This window comes from Prevotella sp. oral taxon 376, assembly GCF_003043945.1.
Taxonomy (GTDB): Bacteria; Bacteroidota; Bacteroidia; order Bacteroidales; family Bacteroidaceae; genus Prevotella.
Map to the genome: position 1 here is coordinate 1111220 of NZ_PYXG01000001.1, position 20723 is coordinate 1131942.

Sequence of the window (20723 nt, forward strand, 5' to 3'; positions counted from 1 at the left end):
GGACATTTTATTGTATGCGCCCTGATTGGATTTCCAAATCAGGATAAGGTAAAACATAGTCTGCATCTGTCATCGCTCCTGACTTGGCAGGGACAGTTTCTGCACCAATGCGTTTATAATAAAAATACATCATGCCTTCACTGAGGAACTCTCGTTGGTATTCTTTCCCGATTTCTTCCAATACCTGTGCTTGGTTGAGATCTATAAGCGGTTCATATAAACCTCGGGTTTCCCGGAAAGTATTCATTAGTGATAGAGCCTGGTCAAGATTTCCGCTTCTTGCATAACTCTCCGCAGCAATAAAGTAAAGCTCTGGAAGGCGAATGACATTGATTTTGTTCTTGAAATAGTTGTCAATACCAAATCCAGAATAGTATTTCTGTGGAACATATCCGGCTGGAGATGAAGTCATATTATGGTGGAGCAGTTTAACAAATCGGTAGTCCGTATTGCTATTATTGTACAACTCTTGCATCTGGCCTTCATTGAGCGACATAACATCAGTCTGGTTAGTACTATAGTTTGGATTAAAGAGAGTGAGTGTTTTATCAGATAGATTCTGTGTTTCAATGGCAAAGACAGCCTCACGGGTTAATGCCGATGTGGTTGATGTTACTTCACTGACTGGCATTAAGTGCAATGTGAATGCCGTTGTGTTGCCTATGCTCACGCTCTTGCTTGTCCCAACTGCATCGATTACCTCCTTTGCAGGGGTGAGCGCATTGGTATAATCTCCAATCCATTGATATACTTGTGCTGTGATTGCGCGGACGGCATAGTAATTAAGATGGAAGTTGCGTGATTCATAGAATCCTTCTTCGTCCACCTTACTATAATAGTTGTCGGGATGTGTACTGCTTACAGGGTCGTAGTCTTTCATCAGTGTTGCAGCATCATTCAAGTCTTTGAGAGTATTGGCAATAACTGCGGATCCTGTTGATTGGGGAGTAAGATTCTTTTCAACAGTGGTTACATAAGGAATTGTCAGCCTTGCATCTAATTCTGTTTTTCTGTTGCCCCAATTTCCATATCCGAAATAGCGTAGGAGATTAAAGTGCATGAGTGCACGGATTGCAAGTAATTCTCCTTTCAGTATATGATAATTGATGGGATCTAAGCTGCTTTCTTTTTTGTCGATATTCTTTAAAGCTTCATTTGCATTTGCTATCACACGATATGATGATGTCCATATATTATCAATAATCGGTTTTGCATGCGAAGAGTTCCATAGATGCTTTTGCAAATATGCAAGGGCAAGATATTCTATTGAGTTTGTTCCCATCGTTCTGTAAGGGTTTACGGCAACTTCGGGCAAAACATACGATGTATATTCTCCATAGAGGGAATTTTCACCCATCTGAATATAACATCCGGCAACGCTTTGCGCAAAACCTTGATCGATAGCAAAATGATATTCTTCACGAATTTCATGAGAAGAAGTAACATCAAACCAACTATTACAAGAAGTAAGAGTCAGGGATATTAGACCAAGAGTTATTATATATAGTCTTCTTTTCATTTTTTCAATATTTTATGTAGGGTTACATTTAGAATGTTGCTGTAAGAGCAAAAGAAAGGGTGCGTGCAAATGGATATGAGGTGCCGCGCTCGACTTTTATTGAAGAGAAGGTGGCAATGTTATTCAGATATACCGCAAAGCGTAGACGCTGCATGGCAAATCTCGAGTAAATGCTTCTGGGGAACTCATAATATGCACTAATAGACGATAAGTTCAATTCATTGCGATTCTGGACAAAACGGGTGGTAGCTCTTGTCTTGTCTGTAGCACTGAATCCTTTATAACGTGTTATTTGTCCAGGTTCTTTCCATCGCCCCGTGAGAACCCGGCGGTCTACATTGTATTGAATGTCGGCATCCTCTACACGATTAATAAGAGTGGAATTATACATCTGTCCACCAGCTAAGTAGGTAAGAGTTGCCGTAAGTCCGATTCCTTTATATTCAGCCGTGAATCCTGCTGTTCCCCGATGCTTTGGCGTAGCATCACCTGCAGCAATCATGTCACTTGAATCATAGGTGTAAGTTAGCGCCCCGTTTTTCTTAATATAGATTTCCTTACCTGTTTGAGGGTCAATGCCTACCGATTGTACAGCCCATATTGTATTCATAGACAAACCATCCTGATACATTAGCACGGGAGCGGTCTGATTTGTTGATTCTGCCAGTTTCAGCATACGGTCGTTATATTCGCGCATACTCTCTGACAGTTCTACAATTTTGTTCTTGGTATAAACAAATGTCCCGTAGACATTGACGAATCCTTCTTTGTTTTGCCAGGGAGTGATGCTTATCTTGAGTTCGATGCCACTATTTCGAACCAATCCAAGATTGTCTTTTACCGAAGGGAATCCTGTTGATGTGGGAATAGTAACATCGGTCAACATGTTTTTGGTATCGGCTGTATACCAATCGAATGTGAGAGCCAGTGGCCCAGTCTTTAAATCAAAGCCCACATTAAGATCCTTTTTTTGCTCCCACATGAGTCCGGGGTTCGGCATGTTCGCCAAATAAGCACCCATATATCCAACATATGAGTATCCTGTATAGTATCGATAAGTGGCTATAGCTGCATTCGTATTGAAGTTCTGATTTCCCGTAAGACCATAACTGCAACGAATCTTCATTTGTTTCAACCAACTTATATTCTTCATGAAAGGTTCATAGTGTAAGTTCCATCCGAGCCCCAATGACCAACTGTTTGCCCAACGTTTGTCTGCACCATATAATGAGGATGCGCTTTCACGGATTGTTGCGTCAAACAAATAGCGATTGTCATAATCATAGGAAGCTGCTAAAAGAAAACTCATCTCACGGTTTATAGAAGCATAACCCGTTGGTGTGGAATTTTCTAAATACTGGCGTGCGAAAGTCGCATCAGCAATCGTGCTATTGGCGAATCCTTCAACAGTTTCCTGATAAGCTTGGTATTTGTGTTCCGAGATGAAGTAACCAGCGTTTGTAAAGAGATTGTTCTTCCCAAAGGAATGATTGTAATTAATGTTCAAGTCGCCACTTAATTCAGAGCTCTTTCCGTTTTCCATGATGTAGCGCCCGCGTTTCAAATTTTCTGCCGCGGATGAGAGATAGGTGACAAACATGGAGTGATTAGCCGGATAGAAACTATCAGCATCGTTTCTTTTCTGCATGGCTCCTAACCGTAGTGTGGCTTTCCAATCAGAATTGATGGTCCATTCTGTATAGAAATTATTCGTTATTTGGGTATATGTTGACTTTAAGCTAGTGCCGATAGTTGCATCGTAAATTGGGTTTGGAACCTTACTGGTACTATATATATTATAAGTATTTAATACCCCTTCGTCTTCTGCATATCTCAGAAAGTTTCCATCTTTATCTACTGACTGCCAATATGGGTTCATCTTTACATAATTGGAAAAGGTCCCGTAAGGAGAATCTTGGCCTCGGTTAGAGATAACTTCCAAGATATTACGGAAAAGGACATTGTTCTTTCGATAAGAAATTGCTGCAGATCCCGCTATATTGCGCCGATAGGATTCTTTCATGGCACCGCTTACATCGTTATATGTAAAGTCGAGAATTGTCCTCAAAGAACGCGCATCACCTAACTCTACATTAACATTATGTTTTTGTCCAATACCATTATGAAGCGGCTTTGACATCCAGTCGGTATTTAGCCCATTCATTACCAACAGTTTCCGCTTGTTGTACAGATTGTCAAGTTGCTGTTGTTTATATGCATCGCCAAACGGGTCTGTATAGAGTCCTTCATATTGTTCTACTTGCAATTTTTCAATGGCGTTACACATGTCGTAGCTGCTTAAATCGGGAAATTCAAGGTTCAACGAACCGTTGTAGGTTACCCTTGTTTCCGTGCCGGCCAATCGCTTGGTCTCAATAACAATTACCCCGTTAGCTGCTTTGTTGCCATATAATGCCTTGGCAGAGGCATCCTTTAAGATGGTAACACTCTCAATACGGTTCATGTCTAGATCCACTACATGTTCTGGCGATGTTTCGAATCCATCAAGAATCCACAATGGAGAATTCGGGTCATGTTGATAGTTACTTTTCAGGGATGAAGTTTCTGCAGGGAAACTAGAGGTGCCACGCATTGAAACTGTGGGTATACTATTGGGGTCAGAGCCGCTAGTTAGGTTATCTGCTATATATACAGAGGGGTCTAAGTTTTTTAAACTTTGCAGGATATTACCATTGCCCACACGCTTTAAATCTTTTGAGGTTACAGTGACTGCCGCCCCAGTATAGCTTTCTGCTTTTCTAGTGTAGATACCGTTGACCACAACTTCACCTAAAGTATTGTCGTCTATATCCAAGGCGATAGTTATCTCGTTATTTGTAATGCTTACTGTCTTTGACTTCATGCCGATATAACTGATTTGTATTTTATCGCCATTATTATAATGCAGTGTGAATGCGCCGTTGACATCGGTTACAGTCATATTCTCTTCAACTTTATTTTTGGACAGAAGTCTGACAGATGCTCCGATCACAGGTTCTTTACTATCGGCAGATATGACATATCCATGAAGCAGTATTTTTTTCCCTGATAATTTGTTGGCCTGTATTTTGGTGATATATACAAGTTTTTCCTTAATCGTATATTCCAAGGGTTTGCCATCAAGTATATATTTTAATGCGCTTTCAAATGTAGCGTTCTTAATGTTGCCGCTTACATGATAGTTTTCCACATTGTCGTAAGTGAAAATAATCCTGTAGGAGCTGGCTTTTTCTAAGCGTCTGAGCACAGAAGGCAAACTTTCGTTTTCAAATGTCATTGTTATTTGACTTTTGTCCTGCGCTGTAATAGGAAGAAACATGAAGCAGAAGACTGCTAACAATAGAATGATTTGCCGTTTTTCCATACTAACCGTTTTACAAAATTAATAACTATTCTATAATTTTATAACGTTTAAACGATAAAAGTCGTTACCATGATGGTAATTATTTTTGGAAAAGTGTTTAAGGAAGAAGGTTGTTGACAGAATGATATTATCATTTAGATATGATCGATTAAGGGAGAGCTTACTCAAAAAGGTTCCGATTTTTTCGTATAAACATCTTTATAATAAGATGTTGCCATCATTTTATCGCAGTGTACCAATCTGATAAGTGATACAACGCTTTTTGTCTTTTCTTCGGTATGTAGTTTTTAAAGTTGCTTATCTTATGACAATTTTATCCTTTTCCATAAACGCATTACATATTTTCATAAGATTGATATTGTTTATCACAGTACGCAGATCTGCATCTCGCTTGCAGAAGAATCTTACTCTGCTGGATAATGCTTTTTGGTTGTATGATTCAATATTTACATCATAGTAACGCCCTAATTCAATCAGAACATCTCTGAGTTGCTGTTGGTCAAAATAGAAATAGCCGTCTCGCCACATTGTATATGGATCTGTGTCTATAGACGAAATTAAAGGAATTCCAGCTGTACTAATGGTAACTTGTTGTCCGGGCGTTATGATGACAGTATCTTGTAATGTCGCGGGTCTAAAAGAAACACTACCGCTAATTAGTGTTACGGACTCTGGTTGCTCAGAATAGGAGGTAATATCAAACTCGGTTCCTAATACCAGTGTCTGCGAGCGATTTGTCGTTACAACAAACGGATGCAGGCAATCTTTGGCTACTACAAAATAGGCTTCCCCGCTTAGCTTTACTTCTCTTGTTTCCCCATAGAAGCGAGAAGGATAGACAAGTCGGCTTCCGGGATGTAAATAGACCCTGCTTCCATCTGGTAACCCTATTTGGTAAGTCCGTCCATTAGGGACATTGAGTACAAGAGTATCTCTGATTTCAAGATTGGCATTTGGGGTAATCAGTACTTCCGGATCTGCAAGTTGTTTTTTGTGCACAATCCGGATCGGTACTTCTTGTCCGTTTGTTACCATTAAAACGGGTGCATCCTCTCTGATTTCTCCTGTCCTAGTCAACAGATTTATATTGGAGCGGTTCGGATGGGGCAATAGGAGAATGGCGCCAATAATTACTGCGGCAGCTCCGATGATGGTGGTTACAATACGAAGACGGTATTTTGGGGATGATTGATGTCGTTTCTTGAAAGCGGAGAGTTGAGTTTCTACATCAGGCATGTTTTTCTTCCTGTGAATTCTACGAGCATACAAGATATCACGACAAGATTCCTTCACTTCTGGAATTTTGCTCACTTTCTGTAGTTGCTCTTCCGAGATAACTGCATCTTGTTTCATCATCTCCAGTATGTCTTCTATCATGATTGCTTTTATTTTTTTCTATTCTCTAAAATTATAACGTTTATATGTAGGATTTCGTTACCTCCTTCGCATTCTTTCCTCTCGTATGATTTTTAAAGCCTTTACTATATACTTCTGAATAGAGGCTATACTGAGTCCGGTGATCTCAGCTACCTCCTTATATTTTTTCCCATCCGCATAACAGGCTAAAAAGATTTCTCGAGTCTGGCTGTTGAGTTTTGCCAATATCTCTTCCATTTGTTTTTCGCGTTCTTGTTGAGCTTCTAATTCTTCTTGTGTGAAAGTGCTTTCTGTCAGCAACATATAGAGATCGACATATCTCTTTTTAACTTTTTGATGGCGGATATAATCAATGCATTTGTTATGAACATTTTTATAAAGATAAGATTGCAAGGCTGTCTTTTTAATATGTGAGAAATCACTCCATAGATTTTCAAATGCTTCGCTGACGATGTCTGCACAGGAGTCGTTATCAAAGACAAATTGTCCCGCATAGGCACAGAGTCTGCCGTAGTACTGTCTGAAGATGCTGTCGAAGTCTTTCTTGTCTTCCATTTAAATTTATAGAAATCATTGAAGTACAAACTTACATAAAATCGTGGTAATATTTGCATAAATTGGGAAGTTTAACGCAATTCCGCTTGATTCTTAAGCTAATTAAGTTAATGGCGGATTGATCATAATAGCTTTTAAGAAGGTATTATGATAGATGAAAACACTTCTATACGGATTCTCCCATCTCTTAATTTCACATGGATCTATTACAACTCTATCTTGTCTGCCAAATGAAAATTTGTATGGCTTTATGTGGATTGATAGCATGAATATATTCGTCTTTAATTTAGCTTTCAAAAACAATTTAACTTATTTTTGGCTTTTGCTAGGCAAGTTATTTGAATTGTTGATTTTAATAAGTGAGTTGAAATGATAATTATTTTAGTTTTAAACATTAAATAACAATTTTAAAAACAGAAAAAATGGAAATGAAAACTATTTTCAAGACTATGATGATGGCTGCATGTTGCCTTGGTGTTGCAATGTTTACATCTTGCAAAGATGATGATGACAACTCTGGTTTAAAATTCAGTGTTGCTAAGGTAGAGGTTGCATCAGGTGCTACCGCTAACATAACCATTGGAAACGGGACGCAGCCTTTCACAGTAAGGTCTACGGACGAAAAGATCGCTACTGTTAAAGTCGACAAAAATATCATAACCGTTACAGGTGTTAAGGAAGGCAAGGCTTCTATTATCGTTACAGACAAAAATAAGCAGTCTGGTACGCTCGCTGTCAATGTGATAACGCCTCTTTCTTTTGATAAGGCAAATGTAAATGTTGAAGTTGGCAAGGAAGATGTTGTCGCCATCAAGTCAGGCAAGGCGCCATATACAGTAAGTGTCAAAGATACAAAGATTGCTACTGCTACGATAAAAGATGACAAGATAACCATCACAGGCGTTAAAGCGGGAAGTACGACAATAAATGTTCTTGACAAGGATAAGTTAGCAGGAACTGTTATTGTTACCGTAAAGTAGCCCATAATATATCCAAGATATTGGAGAACAGGGAAGTTCTCTTCTGGATTTCCCTGTTTTTAATAGAATTAGGCTTTATCATAAAACATTTAATACTTTTATAGCATAAATAAAATAGGGAGGGATGAAAATGATGCGACTATTATATTATTTTCTCAGTTCTTGGATTGTGTTAGGTTCTTTGACTTTGCAGTCATGTTCTAACGATGATGATTTTGTTAATTATCCGAATGCGCTTGTTACAATCAAAACCAATAGTTCCACGGGGCAGGTGTATTTTCAGTTGGATGACTTAACAACAATTTTTCCAACTAACCTAAAAACTTCTCCTTATGGTAATAAGGAATTGCGAGCCCTTGTAAACCTTAAGTTGCAGGAGGGACAGAATGGACATTATTCAAAAAGTGCGTATGTGAATTGGGTAGATACTATACTTACAAAGAATATGGCACAGAGTTTCGGGCAAAAAAATGATGATGTATATGGAAAAGATCCCGTAGAAATAGTCAAAGATTGGACAACTATTGTAGAGGATGGGTATCTTACATTGCGCTTCCGGACATATTTTGGTAAAGGAACAAAACATACCATGAATCTTGTTAAAGGAGAAAATCCATACGAGGTTGTACTTCATCATAATGCCTTCAATGATTCGAAGGGCATTATTCGTGATGGCCTTGTAGCGTTCAGACTCGGCGATCTTCCCGATACACAAGGGAAAACGGTAGATCTAACATTAAAGTGGCAATCATTTACGGGCATGAAGAGTGTCAAATTCAAATACATCAGCCGCAAATAGTATCAACAGAAAGCCTCTTCACTAATTAATGAGCTTCTCTGGCTATAATAAAGAGCAACATATTATAAGCCTTTTTGCAAAAGATGATGCCCTCGCCATGGATGAACTCTATGGTGAGTATGCAGATTATCTAGCCAAAGTATGTTCGAGATATATTGCAAATCAAGAGGACTTACATGATGTGCTCCAAGAAGCTTTCATTAGAATCTTTACTAAAATTCATATATTTGAGTATAGAGGGAAAGGTTCTTTAAAGGCTTGGCTTACAAGGGTGGTCATTAATGAGTCTCTTCATTTTCTTAGGGACAATGATTCAAGTGTCTTCATAGATAAAGATGTGGACTTACCGGAAGTTGTTGCTGATGAACCGGATATTGATAGTTTGTCTATAAACCAAATAGCAGATACAATCCTCAAACTACCGACAGGTTATAGGACCGTTTTTAATTTATTTGTGATAGAGGGTAAAAGTCATAAGGAAATAGCCAAACTCCTCAATATCAAACCGGATACTTCCGCGTCGCAATTTTACAAAGCAAGAAGTATGCTTGCAAGGATGCTTAAAGAGCAAAACATATAGGATATAGCCTATGAAGGAAAAATGGCTTAATAAATTACAAGCCCGTATTCAAAGTGAATACGAAGCAAAAGCTCCTGAAGGTCTTCTCGACGACATCAAAAAGGAGATGAATCGCCGCGGAGTAGCACCCGTACATTCTACCCGGCAGAAAGCAAAGATAGTACCTTTATGGATTTATCGTTCTGCCTCTGTTGCCGTCATGATTGCTGTTGGTCTATGTCTGGGCGATATGTTTGTTGACCAATCCTCTTTGCCGAAACAGGTTGCAACTGTGCTTGATAATAATGTCGTTTCAAATTCATCAATGACAGAAACAAGTGCGAATAAGCATGTATCGAGCATCGTAAAGTTAGTTTCATCTATTTTAAAAGACACACAATTAGGTCTCAACGATAAGACTTTACTTGCTTGCAATTCTAACGATAGTACGAAAAAAGAAATCGGTAGCGACGATAAGGCTATTGGAAGCCAACAGACAACATGTAATCCAAGTCAAAAGACGGCAGAAAGTACAGGCAACTCTCAGACTATAAAGCAACAGTCATGGGAGAACTTGGGAACGGATAATACCTCGTATGCCCCAAACAATACCCGGTCATCTCGGTTTAGTATTGGAACATCTTATAACAATGCCTCAGGAATATCAATCAATGCCCAAAGGCCTCTGTTGGAAGTAGCAAATCCTTACGGCGAGTATGATCCAAAATTCTCAGGAGATAATATACAGGATCCTATAATGGGATCGAAAGATATAAGAATCAATGCGAAGCATCATCAACCCGTTAAATTTGGCATATCTGTGCGATACAATCTTAGTAGCCGTTGGAGTCTACAGACAGGCCTTACCTACAGCTATCTTACCTCTGAATTCTTGTATAGCAAAGAGACTGAAAGTTATGTCGTGGAACAAAACCTGCATTATGTTGGTCTACCAGTAAGTGCAAGCTACAGTCTTGTCAAGGTAAAAAGGTTTAATGTTTATATAACCGTATGCGGTGAGATAGAAAAACTTGTAAAAGGTGAGTTGAAACAGGCCGTAGGAGATGTGTCTAAGGAAAACCCGAAAGATTCTGCCATCAAGGAGGGCATCCCTGTGTTCTCGGTTAATGCTGCTATTGGAGGAGAATACAGATTTAGTAAGGATATCAGTGCTTATATAGAGCCAGGAGTGAGTCGTCATTTTAACAATGGCAGTACTGTTGAGAGCATATATAAAGATAAACCCACAAATTTTAATCTTAACATAGGAATTAGAGTCAATTTAAATAAATAAAACGATGAAGGGTGATTATAAATAAAAGTAAATATTTTGTCTTAATTGGCTAACAGGGAATTCTTCTAAAACAAGAAAAGCTAAGTGTTGAATAATCAATGACTTAGCTTTTTGCTTTGTACCCAGACCCGGTACAATGCCGTGAAAACAAGAGAAATCAAAAGAATATATTGTATTGGTAATCAATGATTTAATATTTTCTTGTATTTGTTGATTTTGCTCATTTTTGCCTGTTTTTTGTCATAAAGTACACTTTTAGTACACTTTGATATTCGGAACTTTTTAGTATCTTTGCAAAATAAGAAAACATCTGAAAATAAACAAGTTAATGATTTTACTCGGTTTGATACACATTTAGGTACATAACTATCAATTATGGCAAAATTAGAAAATAAAGCAAAGGAAAACCCGAAATTGGAGCAAAATGTGCTGTCTGATGGTCGGATAAGTCTATATCTGGAGTATTATCTCGGTAGAGAAGAAACACCGGTTTTAGACGAAAACAGCAATCCCGTTTTGTACGAAACAGGCAAGATGATAGGCAAGCCCAAGGTACACATTAAGCACAACAGGCGAAAAGAAAATTTGCAGTTGTACTTGATAGCTAAGCCTCGTACTCCAACGGAACGACAACAGAACAAGGAAACACTCGAACTGGCTGCCAAAATTCGAGCGGAGCGTGAACAGCAGTTTAAGGAGAGCATGTTCGGCTATCGTCTGAAGAAGGATAGGAATATCAATTTCTTGGACTATTATCAGGCGTACATTGACAGTTACACCAAGAAAGACCTGCGAATGATAAAGATAGCCTTGAATCGTTTTAAGGATTTTCTGAAAGAGCAATACCCACTCTATGAGTTTGGCATTAAGCCTGACTTGATAACCAAGGATATGATGGAACGCTTTGTGGAGTATCTGCAATCACGAAGCGTGGGTGAAGGGGCAAAGAGCATCTATCAGCGTTTTAAGAAAGTTGTACGCTATGCCATTGACCATGAAGTGATGCAGAAAGATCCCTGCAAGGGTGTTGTGTGCAAGGTAGACGACCAAGTGTTGCGCAAAGATGTACTCTCAATGGACGAAATACAGGCACTGATTCAATGTCATTATGAGAATGAGAATCCTAATGTTAGGCGTGCTTTTATTCTCTGCCTCTATTGCGGTCTGCGTTTCTGCGATGTAAAAGACCTAACCTATAAGAATGTAGATTATACCAATCGCCTACTGAAGTTTGAGCAGAATAAGACCAAAGGACATTCTACACATAGTGGCGTCATTATTCCTCTCAATGACGGCTTAGTCTCTTTAATTGGTGAAGCTCCTGAGGATTTAAATTCCTCTATCTTCAACCTCCCCTCATATGAGAGTTGCAGCAAATCTGTTAAACGGTGGGTAAAACGTGCAGGTATTAACAAGCACATCAGTTGGCATTGTGCTCGCCACAGTTTTGCTGTAAACATTCTCAACAATGGTGCAAATATTAAAACGGTAGCCAGTTTGTTAGGGCATAGCGGATTGAAGCATACCGAGAAATACACTCGTGCAGTTGACAAGTTGAAGTCGGAGGCTATCAATAGTTTACCGGAATTGAAGCTATAGTGGTGTTTATATGAGATACAATAATGAATATTGGCAGGATAAATGACTCTACAGCATTATCTTCATACATTGAAACCTCAGCAAAGCCCAATTTGTTAAAAATGGCCGTTATTGATTACCAACAAGTTGCATGTCTTAAAACCTCCTTTACAAGGAGGTTTTAAGACATCTCATATTTATAAAAGAAGAGATTGATTATAGTGCATTTTATCTCATTAAAGTGACATATTCGATAATCAAATTAACCCTGATGAAATATAACGCAGAATTTTGTATGCGTTATAAAATATATTGTGTATTTTTGTACTCAATAATGAAATCAAAATATTATGGGTAAAGATATTAATCGTATAAAGGTTGTACTAGTCGAAAAGAAGAAGACCAACAAGTGGCTTTCTGAGCAATTAGGATGCGCTACGACCACAGTGTCGAAATGGTGTACAAATGCCTGTCAGCCGCCTATGGAAACATTTCTAAAGATTGCTAAAATACTTGATGTTGAATTAGATGAATTATTGAATAAGTCTCATCTAACTTCTTTAGATAATGAATAAACGAATAGAATATATCATAGATGAAATAAAAGATCAGTATATGTATGCTGATGATACTTACCGTCCGTGGATTATAGGCTTTAGTGGTGGTAAGGATTCAACGGTATTACTAACATTGGTCTGGCTTGCATTGAAGAAAATCAAAGAGGATATTCTCGTTCCTTTTCAGCTTAGAAGACCTGTGTATGTTGTTTGCAATGACACATTAGTAGAGAATCCGATAATATCTTCTTATGTTGATGATGTACTTAGTCAAATAGAAAAACAAGCAAGGAAAGAAGATTTGCCAATATTTGTTAGGAAAACCATTCCTAAATTAGAAGATTCTTTCTGGGTCAATGTTATAGGAAAAGGGTATCCTGTTCCAAATACGGCATTCCGATGGTGTACTGATAAAATGAAAATTAAGCCGACTGCTCGTTTCATTACGGAACAAGTGGACGAATGTGGGGAGGCTATTATACTGATTGGGACACGGAAAGCAGAGAGTGCTACGCGTGCACGATCTATAAAAAAGCATGAAATACATGGTCAAAGGCTTACTTATCATACACTGTTACATAATACTTATGTGTATGCCCCTATTAAAGAACTGATGTTAGAAGAAGTTTGGTATATAATTAAGGCGATTCCATGTCCATGGGGCTTTGATAATTCTGTACTTTTTAATATATATATGGATGCAAGTGCAGATGATTATGAATGTCCTACAGTTGTCACAGATAAAAGCCATGGTTCTTGTGGACAAAGTCGTTTTGGATGTTGGGTTTGTACCGTTGTGAAGGATGATAAATCTATGCGCTCTTTAATAAAGAATGGACGAGAATGGATGAGACCATTGTATGATTTCAGAATGGAATTGGACGCAGAGCGAAATATTTTAGATAATCGTATGCCATTTCGCAGAGATGGACGGAGGGCCGTTAATGATATGGGACCATATGTATTTAGATACAGGGCTAAAATCTTAAAAAGACTTCTTGAGGTACAGCACGAATTACAACAAGTGGACCCTAAAATAAGATTAATCTCAGACCAAGAATTAATTGCAATTCAGGTTAATTGGTATAGAGACTTTAATTTTGGTTATCAAGTATCAGAAATATATAATTCAATTTATAAAGAATCTTTCATTATGGAGGAGAATGTAAAAAATAAATTAGAAGCCGATTTGATGCGTGAAGTATGTGTCAACAATCCAGAAGAAGGTGAGTTAATTGAACAATTACTTCTTCTTCAAAAAACTAAATCCCTTATGCAGCGTAGAAGGGGATTAAAAAATGAAATAGAATCACGACTGAAAGATTTTATAAATTCTAAAAAAGCATGATAATAAAGTCTATAGAGTTATATAACTTTCGTATCTATCGTGGGGTTAATAAAATAGATTTGACACCTAATGGAGAACGGAATATTATTATAGTAAGTGGTAACAATGGATATGGAAAAACAACTTTCCTAATGTCTCTTGTGTGGTGTCTCTATGGCAAGAATATGGAGAAAGTTGATGAGCTGTATAAGAAAGAGATTGATGAAAAAGGCTCTTATAGCAAATATATAGGAAACAGTCTGAATACTATTGCAGCTCAAGAGGGAGAAACGAGATTTTCCGTGAGTGTTACTTTTACTGATGTAGAAATACCAAATACAACTTGTACAGAGATTACAATAGTTCGTTCGTATGATAGGGCTACTAATACATCTGACGAATTGAAAATACTGATTGATGGACGTGAAAGTGATTTATTTAGTGATAAAGATGAAGAAGAAATGTTCATTAGGGATTATATATTGCCTATAGAAATAGCTAAATTCTTCTTCTTTGATGCTGAAAAAATTGTATCATTTGCTCAGGTAAATACTCCACAACAAAGAGCAGAACTTAGTCAAGCATATTCCCAGGTTTTGGGTATTCAGAAATACGCAGAATTAAAATCTGAGTTAGAGAAAATACAAGATGACTATAGAAAAGAGTCTGCTCAACCGCAAGATAAAAGGGATTTTAATGAACTCATCCTTTCAATTAAGAATGATGAAGACAGTATTGCAGACTTTGGACATCAGATTGAGGAAAAGCAGGAAAAAATATCCATTCTTCGATATGAATGTAATGAGTTACAGGAGAAACTTATTCGTGAAGGTGATTTAATGAGCGTCGAACGTCTTGCAGAGCTCAAAAAAGAACAGGAGCGTTGTCAATTAGAAGTTTCTGATGCTCAGGAAGGGCTAAAAGAACTATATAATTATATTCCATTTGGTTTAGCAGGCAATGTGGTTTCTATTGTGGCAACCCAGTTAAAGGAAGAAAGGGCATATAAACAAAATAAGTTGCAACTTGAAGGGGTAAAAGAGAAAACAGACGATATTCTTAATGATCTTGACAGGGCAAGAAATGATTTTGAGTCTCATATAGATATCAGAATAAGGGACTTTTATGAAGCAGAGATTAGAAAGTTGATACTTAAACATTTTTATAATGACTGTGATATGGATAGGTATGAGAATTTTCAAACCTTGCACGATTTTACAGAATTGCAAAATGATGATTTTTCAAACTTGGTATCAAAATTAAAGGAATGTAAATCTTCATTTGAGTCTCTTGCAACAAAATATTCTAAAGCAAAAGCGGAGTTATATTCTATAGATAAAAAAATCCGAGAAGCAGAAAAGAATGCCGAAAGCGAATATATTCAATCTTTGCGTAGAAAGAAGATTGAGAAAGAGGATGTCATTTCTGATTTGCATCAAAAAATAGCTTCTTTGAATATTGAAATAGAACAAGCCAAAGATAGAATAAAGGCATCAAAGCAGAAGAAAGAAATTCTATCTAAGAAAATTGATGTTTCTCAAAAGAATAAAGCTGTAGATGACGAAGCAACCCACTTGATACACACAATACAAAAATTTTTATTAAAATTTAAAGATGAGAAGAAAAAAGCCCTTGAGAAGAAATTAAAAGATAAACTTACAAGTTTTTTGCATAAAAAAGATCTTGTAAGTTCTGTCGTTGTTGATATCCAAGGCAATGGTGAGGATGTTGATATAAATTTATTTGATGCTAATAGCAAGAAAATAGACAAGGGGATACTGTCGATGGGAGAGCGCCAGATGTTCGCTTCTGCGTTACTTGGTGCACTTGTTGAGGAAACAGGATTGGCATTTCCTGTATTCATAGATAGTCCTATGCAAAAATTTGATATAAATCACAGTCAAAATATTCTGACAAAATTTTATCCGAATGTTTCTAAACAAGTAATACTATTCCCTCTTTTATTGAAAGAATTAACGGAGAAGGAATATTTATTGATTAACGGATATGTAAGTAAAACTTATCTCATTCAAAATTCAAAGAAAGGATCCTGTTTTAAAGAAATAAAAATAGAAGAATTGTTTGACACTTATAAGCATCAATAAAATGCAGATAAATATAAAAACTTCCGCAGCAAACCAGAGCAAAGTCTCTAATTTGACTCAAAAATTACCTGGTGGTGCAAAAGAGAATATTATAGCACGTATTGCCTTAGGATTTTCCTTGGCTTCAGGGAAAAGATTTCAGCAAAATGAATTTAACACTTACGACTCACAAGGCAAAGAATATAAAGAACATATTTTATTTGATTCTGCTAACAGAGATTTTTATATCGCTCTTATTTGCCAAGCTTATGGCATTAATAAGAATGATGAACTAATTGCCAAATATGTGAAATTGCACATAGATCATGGTCTTGAGCAGATTAACTATCTGTTTGAGAATCGTTCGCAATATACCTTTTTTGATTTTCTGGTTGAATATCTGGGAAAAGGTATTGACGCAATCGAAGACGCACCTGTTTCGTTAGATGCAGTTAAAAACAATAATCAACACATCAACAAGACGAGTTTTACAGGGGCTATTGATATTAAAGTGGGATATAATCCTAAGACAAAAGAGCCAGTAACATTTTGTTTTAACAACACCAAAATCTACAATAATCAACATATTGCAGTTGCAGGAAAATCCGGTTCTGGAAAATCTCAATTTGCCTTGGAATTTTTAAGGCAATTAGTATCTAAGACACAGGGACAAGTTAATTTCCTTTTCCTCGATTTTAAAGGAATATCAGTAGAAGATAAAAATAAGATGCATGATTTCTTTACAGAAACTCATACAACTTGTATCAATGCCCCAGATGAACCTTTCCCACTTAACCCACTTTCGTTCATAGACAATATAAATGATAGGAATAAACTTGTTGGTATAAACAAATTTGTTGACATTATAGCTAAATATTCAAACATCGGCAAGAAACAACAGCAAACATTAAAAGATGCAGTGCAAGAAGCATTTATCGAGCAAACAAGTGGAGATTACCCTTCTATGAAAGAAGTCTATGATTTGATAATAAATCAAGTAGGGGAAAATCGAGACACTCTAACAGAAATAATGGGACGTTTGAGTGAGTATGAATTGTTTGCTTCTAAGGTAAAGAATCCTAGTGCATTCCTAAATAACAATTACTATTTATCATTATCTGGTGAACTTGATAATACCGTCAGATTTACTTCTGTATTTCTAATTATAAATTACATTTTTAATGTGTTCTCTAATATGGGAAGTACTGATGTCAACGATAATTATAGAGAAATGCGGTATTTGCTAATGATAGATGAAGCTCATGATCTTTTCCGCGAGAAAAAATCATTAGAAATCTTAGAGGTAATACTTCGAAAAATTCGTTCTTATGGTGTATCTGTTTTTCTGCTATCACAAGGAATTGCAGAATATAATACAGCAAACTTTGATTTTTCGCAAGAATGTGAAACTTCGTTCTTGTTGCCAATAAATGATATGGCTAATACAAAGGCTATCAATAAATTCCTAGGACTTACTCCAAAGGATGGAACTGCCGCTTTACGTAACTTAGAAAAACTTCAGAATGGTCAAGCAATATCAAACATAAAAGAATACTCAAGAACAGATGTTTTTGATGTTGTACAGTATTGGAAAGAAAAAATAAAGTGATAAAAATGAAATTTGTTTTCTTTTTGATTTTCTATGTCATTTTAGGCACAACAGGAATTACTATTCCTGTCTTAATAAGCCAACAATTTGCCCCAAATGAAATTTCGATAGGTTTTATAACTATTGTGATGTCAACTATTGGGTATAATGCTTCTGAAAGAATTATGCAACTATATGATTCTAATTCTCGTTCCAAAAAAACAGAAATGTTTATAAATCTTATAGCATTGGTGATAGCTTTATTGTGTACGATATATGTGTGTATATGTATTTTAAAGCCAACAACAATATGGGTTTCTATTATTGTTTATGTGTTTTCCTGTTTATTTTGGTGGTTTCAAAATTGGAACAATAAAAATTTAGAAAAAACTTCTGCTTCAGATGCTTTAGGGGGAGATAATTTTTAAAATAATTAGGAAATGATTATAAGTGCAATTAAAGTAACTCAACCTTTAGGTGAATTTTATATCGCTAAGATAAAAGCTCGTGATTTATTAAAAGTTTCAACATCTTCAGTATTGAGATACGATAAAGATGGAACTTTGAAAGGAAATCAACGTCCTTTAAGATCAGATAGACTAAAAGCTATCGCTAATTTCATAAGGTCAGAGGAAATGTGTTTCCCCACTTCAATTATAGTAGCAGCAAATATAGATAGCTCTGGGGAGATTCTCGAAGATGAAGATAGAAGATGGAAGATTGAACGTATAAATAATGACGTGTACCAATTGGATATTCCAAATCAAGATAATATTTCTTCCTTGATTATTGACGGGCAACATCGCCTAAAATCGTTTGAACTTACATCCGATGAATTCAAGGATATCGAATTGGTATGTTCTATTTTCTTTGATTTACCAATGCCTTATCAAGCATATTTGTTTGCGACAATTAATGGTAACCAAAAGAGGGTAGATAAAAGTCTTGCATTAGAGCTGTTTGGATTTAATGTTGATAATGAACCAGAAAATACTTGGTCTCCAGAGAAATTGGCTGTATACTTAACTAGAAAATTAAATTTCAGTCAAGATTCCCCTCTTTATCAAAGAATTAAATTAGCCCCTCTGTTTACAGGAATTGAGGGGATTGTTGATAGATCAAAATGGATATTGTCAACAGCAGCAATGGTTGAGGGAATATTAGGATTAATTTCTACTAATCCACAACTTGACAGAGACACACTAGCTTTCAGGAAGGACTCTTTTTGGGGAGATAGAACTCGCCGCATATTGAAAGAGGACAAAACGGTTTTAAGAGAGTGGTATTTAAATAATAAGGATGAGAAAATATATGAAGTATTAATATCTTATTTCTCTTCGATAAATAAGATATTATGGAGTCAAGTAGATTCAAATAGTGTAATATTCAAGACTATTGGTATATCTGCTCTTTTTGATTTATTGAAAGCTATTTTAGAAAAAGATAGGAATATAAGTAATTTTGATCAGTACATCAATAAAATAAATAATATTGATTACCTAAATAACTATTTTTCACTATCTGGAGCTGGTAAAACCCGATTAAAAAGAGTTCTTAAATTTAGAGTTGGACTAATAACAGAAGCGGGACTGAAGGAAGAAGATAAGGCTTTTGTCTAATTATGATTTACTCTATGTCAAAAATATGACCATACAAGAAATAATATCTCGCAAAGAAGACCAGACATTTGATTGCAAGAGCATTCAAATTGATCCGAAAGCATTGGCTATTACCATTGTGGCGTTTGCTAATGCTGACGGTGGTGATATTGCTATCGGCGTGTCTGACAAGACAAGGAAGATAGAAGGGGTTGACCAGCATACGGAAAAGTTGAATGAGTTGCTGCGGGTGCCTTTAGACTTTTGTAATCCTTCTGTGTCTATTACCAGCGACTTGTTACCATGCACGGATAAGGATGGGAACGACAACCATATCTTGTTAATGTATATCCCTGCAAGTTCGGAGCTTCACACCAATCAGGCAGACGAAGCCTATATGCGTGTTGGAGATAAGAGCCGTAAACTGTCTTTTGAAGAACGCATACAGTTGATGTATGACAAGGGGGAGCGTTACTATGAAGATACAACAGTATATGGTGCTACGGTAGATGACATTGATATGGCTGCCGTCGAAAGATATACAGAATTGATTGGTTATACAAAATCAGCAAAGCAATATCTACAGGAAAATAATGGCTTCATCACTACCAATGCAAAGGGAGAGGAGCAAGTTAGTGTGGCTTGTATTCTGTTGTTTGGTAAATATCCTCAAAAGTTCTTTCCTCGTGGGCGTACTCGCTTCATCCGCTATAAAGGTACAGAGGAACGAGTGGGTACAGAGATGAACGTTATCAAGGATGTAACCTTTGAAGGAACGATACTTGATCAGGTGAAAGCCACGATAGCTTATCTTGAAACCCAAGTAGAGGAACATACATTCCTTGGGCAGCATGGGCAGTTTGTGACCAATAGAGATTATCCAAAGTTTGTGATTCAAGAAATGGTTGTCAATGCTTGTTGCCACCGTGCTTACAATATAAAAGGTACGGAAATCCAAATCAAGATGTTCGATGATCGTTTGGTTTTCGAGTCGCCCGGCAGATTACCAGGAACGGTCAAGCCTTCAAATATTCGCCATACCCATTTCTCTCGCAATCCGAAAATTGCTCAGTTCTTAAAAGCATACGACTATGTAAAAGAGTTTGGAGAGGGTGTGGATCGAGTATGCAGAGAGTTGGAAGCTAATGGTACACCACATCTATCTTTCCATCTTGATGATTTTATTCTGAAGATTACAGTACCAAAAGTTATTTCTCAGGCAAATAATCAAAGAGATGCAACTGCAAATGCAGAAAAGAGGACTGTAAATGCAACTGTAAATGCCCAAAATGCAACTGCAAATAGTGAGAACCTTATTAAGAGGCTAATTGAAAAAGCAACTGTAAGAGGAGAAAAACTTACAGCCAATCGTATTTCCATTTTGCGATTAATGGCTGAAAATCCTTATATTACAAAGGAAGAAATGGCTGCTATCACAAGTCTAAATGCAAGCACGATTATGCGTAACATAGAATTTATGCGTGATAAATATCTCCGCAGAGTTGGCTCGGATAAAAATGGATTTTGGGAAATCATAGACTAAG

At 36.8% G+C, this 20723-nt stretch carries 16 protein-coding genes; 12 read left to right on the forward strand and 4 right to left on the reverse strand.

Annotation, left to right across the window (positions count from 1 at the left end):
- Positions 1-7: 7 nt before the first annotated feature.
- The 4 genes from C7120_RS04795 to C7120_RS04810 form a co-directional block, all read right to left on the reverse strand.
- Entirely contained in the window at positions 8-1519 is a 1512-nt protein-coding gene (locus C7120_RS04795) for a RagB/SusD family nutrient uptake outer membrane protein (RefSeq protein WP_107620583.1), read from the reverse strand.
- Between the two features lie 28 nt (positions 1520-1547).
- Positions 1548-4883: a SusC/RagA family TonB-linked outer membrane protein gene (locus tag C7120_RS04800; protein WP_107620584.1), complete on the reverse strand. Its 3336-nt coding sequence runs from the start codon at positions 4881-4883 to the stop codon at positions 1548-1550.
- 297 nt (positions 4884-5180) lie between these two features.
- On the reverse strand, positions 5181-6260 hold the full coding sequence (locus C7120_RS04805; protein ID WP_107620585.1) for a FecR family protein: 1080 nt from the start codon (positions 6258-6260) through the stop codon (positions 5181-5183).
- Between the two features lie 57 nt (positions 6261-6317).
- Complete coding sequence (locus C7120_RS04810; protein WP_107620586.1) at positions 6318-6815, reverse strand: RNA polymerase sigma-70 factor; 498 nt, start codon at positions 6813-6815, stop codon at positions 6318-6320.
- Between the two features lie 422 nt (positions 6816-7237).
- Here C7120_RS04810 and C7120_RS04815 point away from each other — a divergent pair, with 422 nt between their 5' ends.
- From C7120_RS04815 to C7120_RS04870, 12 genes are all read left to right on the forward strand, one after another.
- Entirely contained in the window at positions 7238-7795 is a 558-nt protein-coding gene (locus C7120_RS04815; RefSeq protein WP_107620587.1) for a pilus assembly protein N-terminal domain-containing protein, read from the forward strand.
- A 130-nt stretch (positions 7796-7925) separates the two neighbouring features.
- Positions 7926-8594 carry a NigD-like protein gene (locus tag C7120_RS04820; protein ID WP_107621394.1) on the forward strand — a complete coding sequence of 223 codons (669 nt, stop codon included), beginning with the start codon at positions 7926-7928 and terminating at the stop codon, positions 8592-8594.
- 28 nt (positions 8595-8622) lie between these two features.
- Positions 8623-9174, forward strand: a complete 552-nt coding sequence (locus C7120_RS04825) for an RNA polymerase sigma factor (protein WP_107620588.1) — start codon at positions 8623-8625, stop codon at positions 9172-9174.
- A gap of 10 nt (positions 9175-9184) precedes the next feature.
- Positions 9185-10447 (forward strand): porin family protein, encoded by a 1263-nt coding sequence (locus C7120_RS04830; protein ID WP_107620589.1) that lies wholly within the window; start codon positions 9185-9187, stop codon positions 10445-10447.
- A 375-nt stretch (positions 10448-10822) separates the two neighbouring features.
- A complete protein-coding gene (locus C7120_RS04835) occupies positions 10823-12046 on the forward strand; it encodes a site-specific integrase (RefSeq protein ID WP_107620590.1) in 1224 nt (407 codons plus the stop codon).
- Positions 12047-12375: 329 nt separating this feature from the next.
- Complete coding sequence (locus tag C7120_RS04840; protein ID WP_075588643.1) at positions 12376-12600, forward strand: helix-turn-helix transcriptional regulator; 225 nt, start codon at positions 12376-12378, stop codon at positions 12598-12600.
- Positions 12590-13930, forward strand: coding sequence for a DNA phosphorothioation system sulfurtransferase DndC (dndC, locus tag C7120_RS04845; protein ID WP_107620591.1), 1341 nt, complete (start codon positions 12590-12592; stop codon positions 13928-13930). Before C7120_RS04840 ends, dndC begins: the two co-directional genes overlap by 11 nt.
- Positions 13927-16014, forward strand: a complete 2088-nt coding sequence (gene dndD / locus C7120_RS04850; protein ID WP_107620592.1) for a DNA sulfur modification protein DndD — start codon at positions 13927-13929, stop codon at positions 16012-16014. The genes dndC and dndD overlap by 4 nt, the downstream gene beginning before the upstream one ends.
- Before the next feature lies 1 nt (position 16015).
- Complete coding sequence (locus tag C7120_RS04855) at positions 16016-17602, forward strand: DndE family protein (protein WP_107620593.1); 1587 nt, start codon at positions 16016-16018, stop codon at positions 17600-17602.
- Positions 17603-17607: 5 nt separating this feature from the next.
- On the forward strand, positions 17608-18009 hold the full coding sequence (locus C7120_RS04860) for a hypothetical protein (protein ID WP_146154200.1): 402 nt from the start codon (positions 17608-17610) through the stop codon (positions 18007-18009).
- 12 nt (positions 18010-18021) lie between these two features.
- Positions 18022-19200, forward strand: coding sequence for a DNA phosphorothioation-associated DGQHR protein 1 (locus C7120_RS04865; protein ID WP_107620595.1), 1179 nt, complete (start codon positions 18022-18024; stop codon positions 19198-19200).
- Positions 19201-19225: 25 nt separating this feature from the next.
- The gene (locus tag C7120_RS04870; protein WP_107620596.1) at positions 19226-20722 is read left to right on the forward strand and encodes an ATP-binding protein; all 1497 of its coding nucleotides are present in this window, start codon (positions 19226-19228) and stop codon (positions 20720-20722) included.
- The last annotated feature ends 1 nt before the right edge of the window (position 20723 follow it).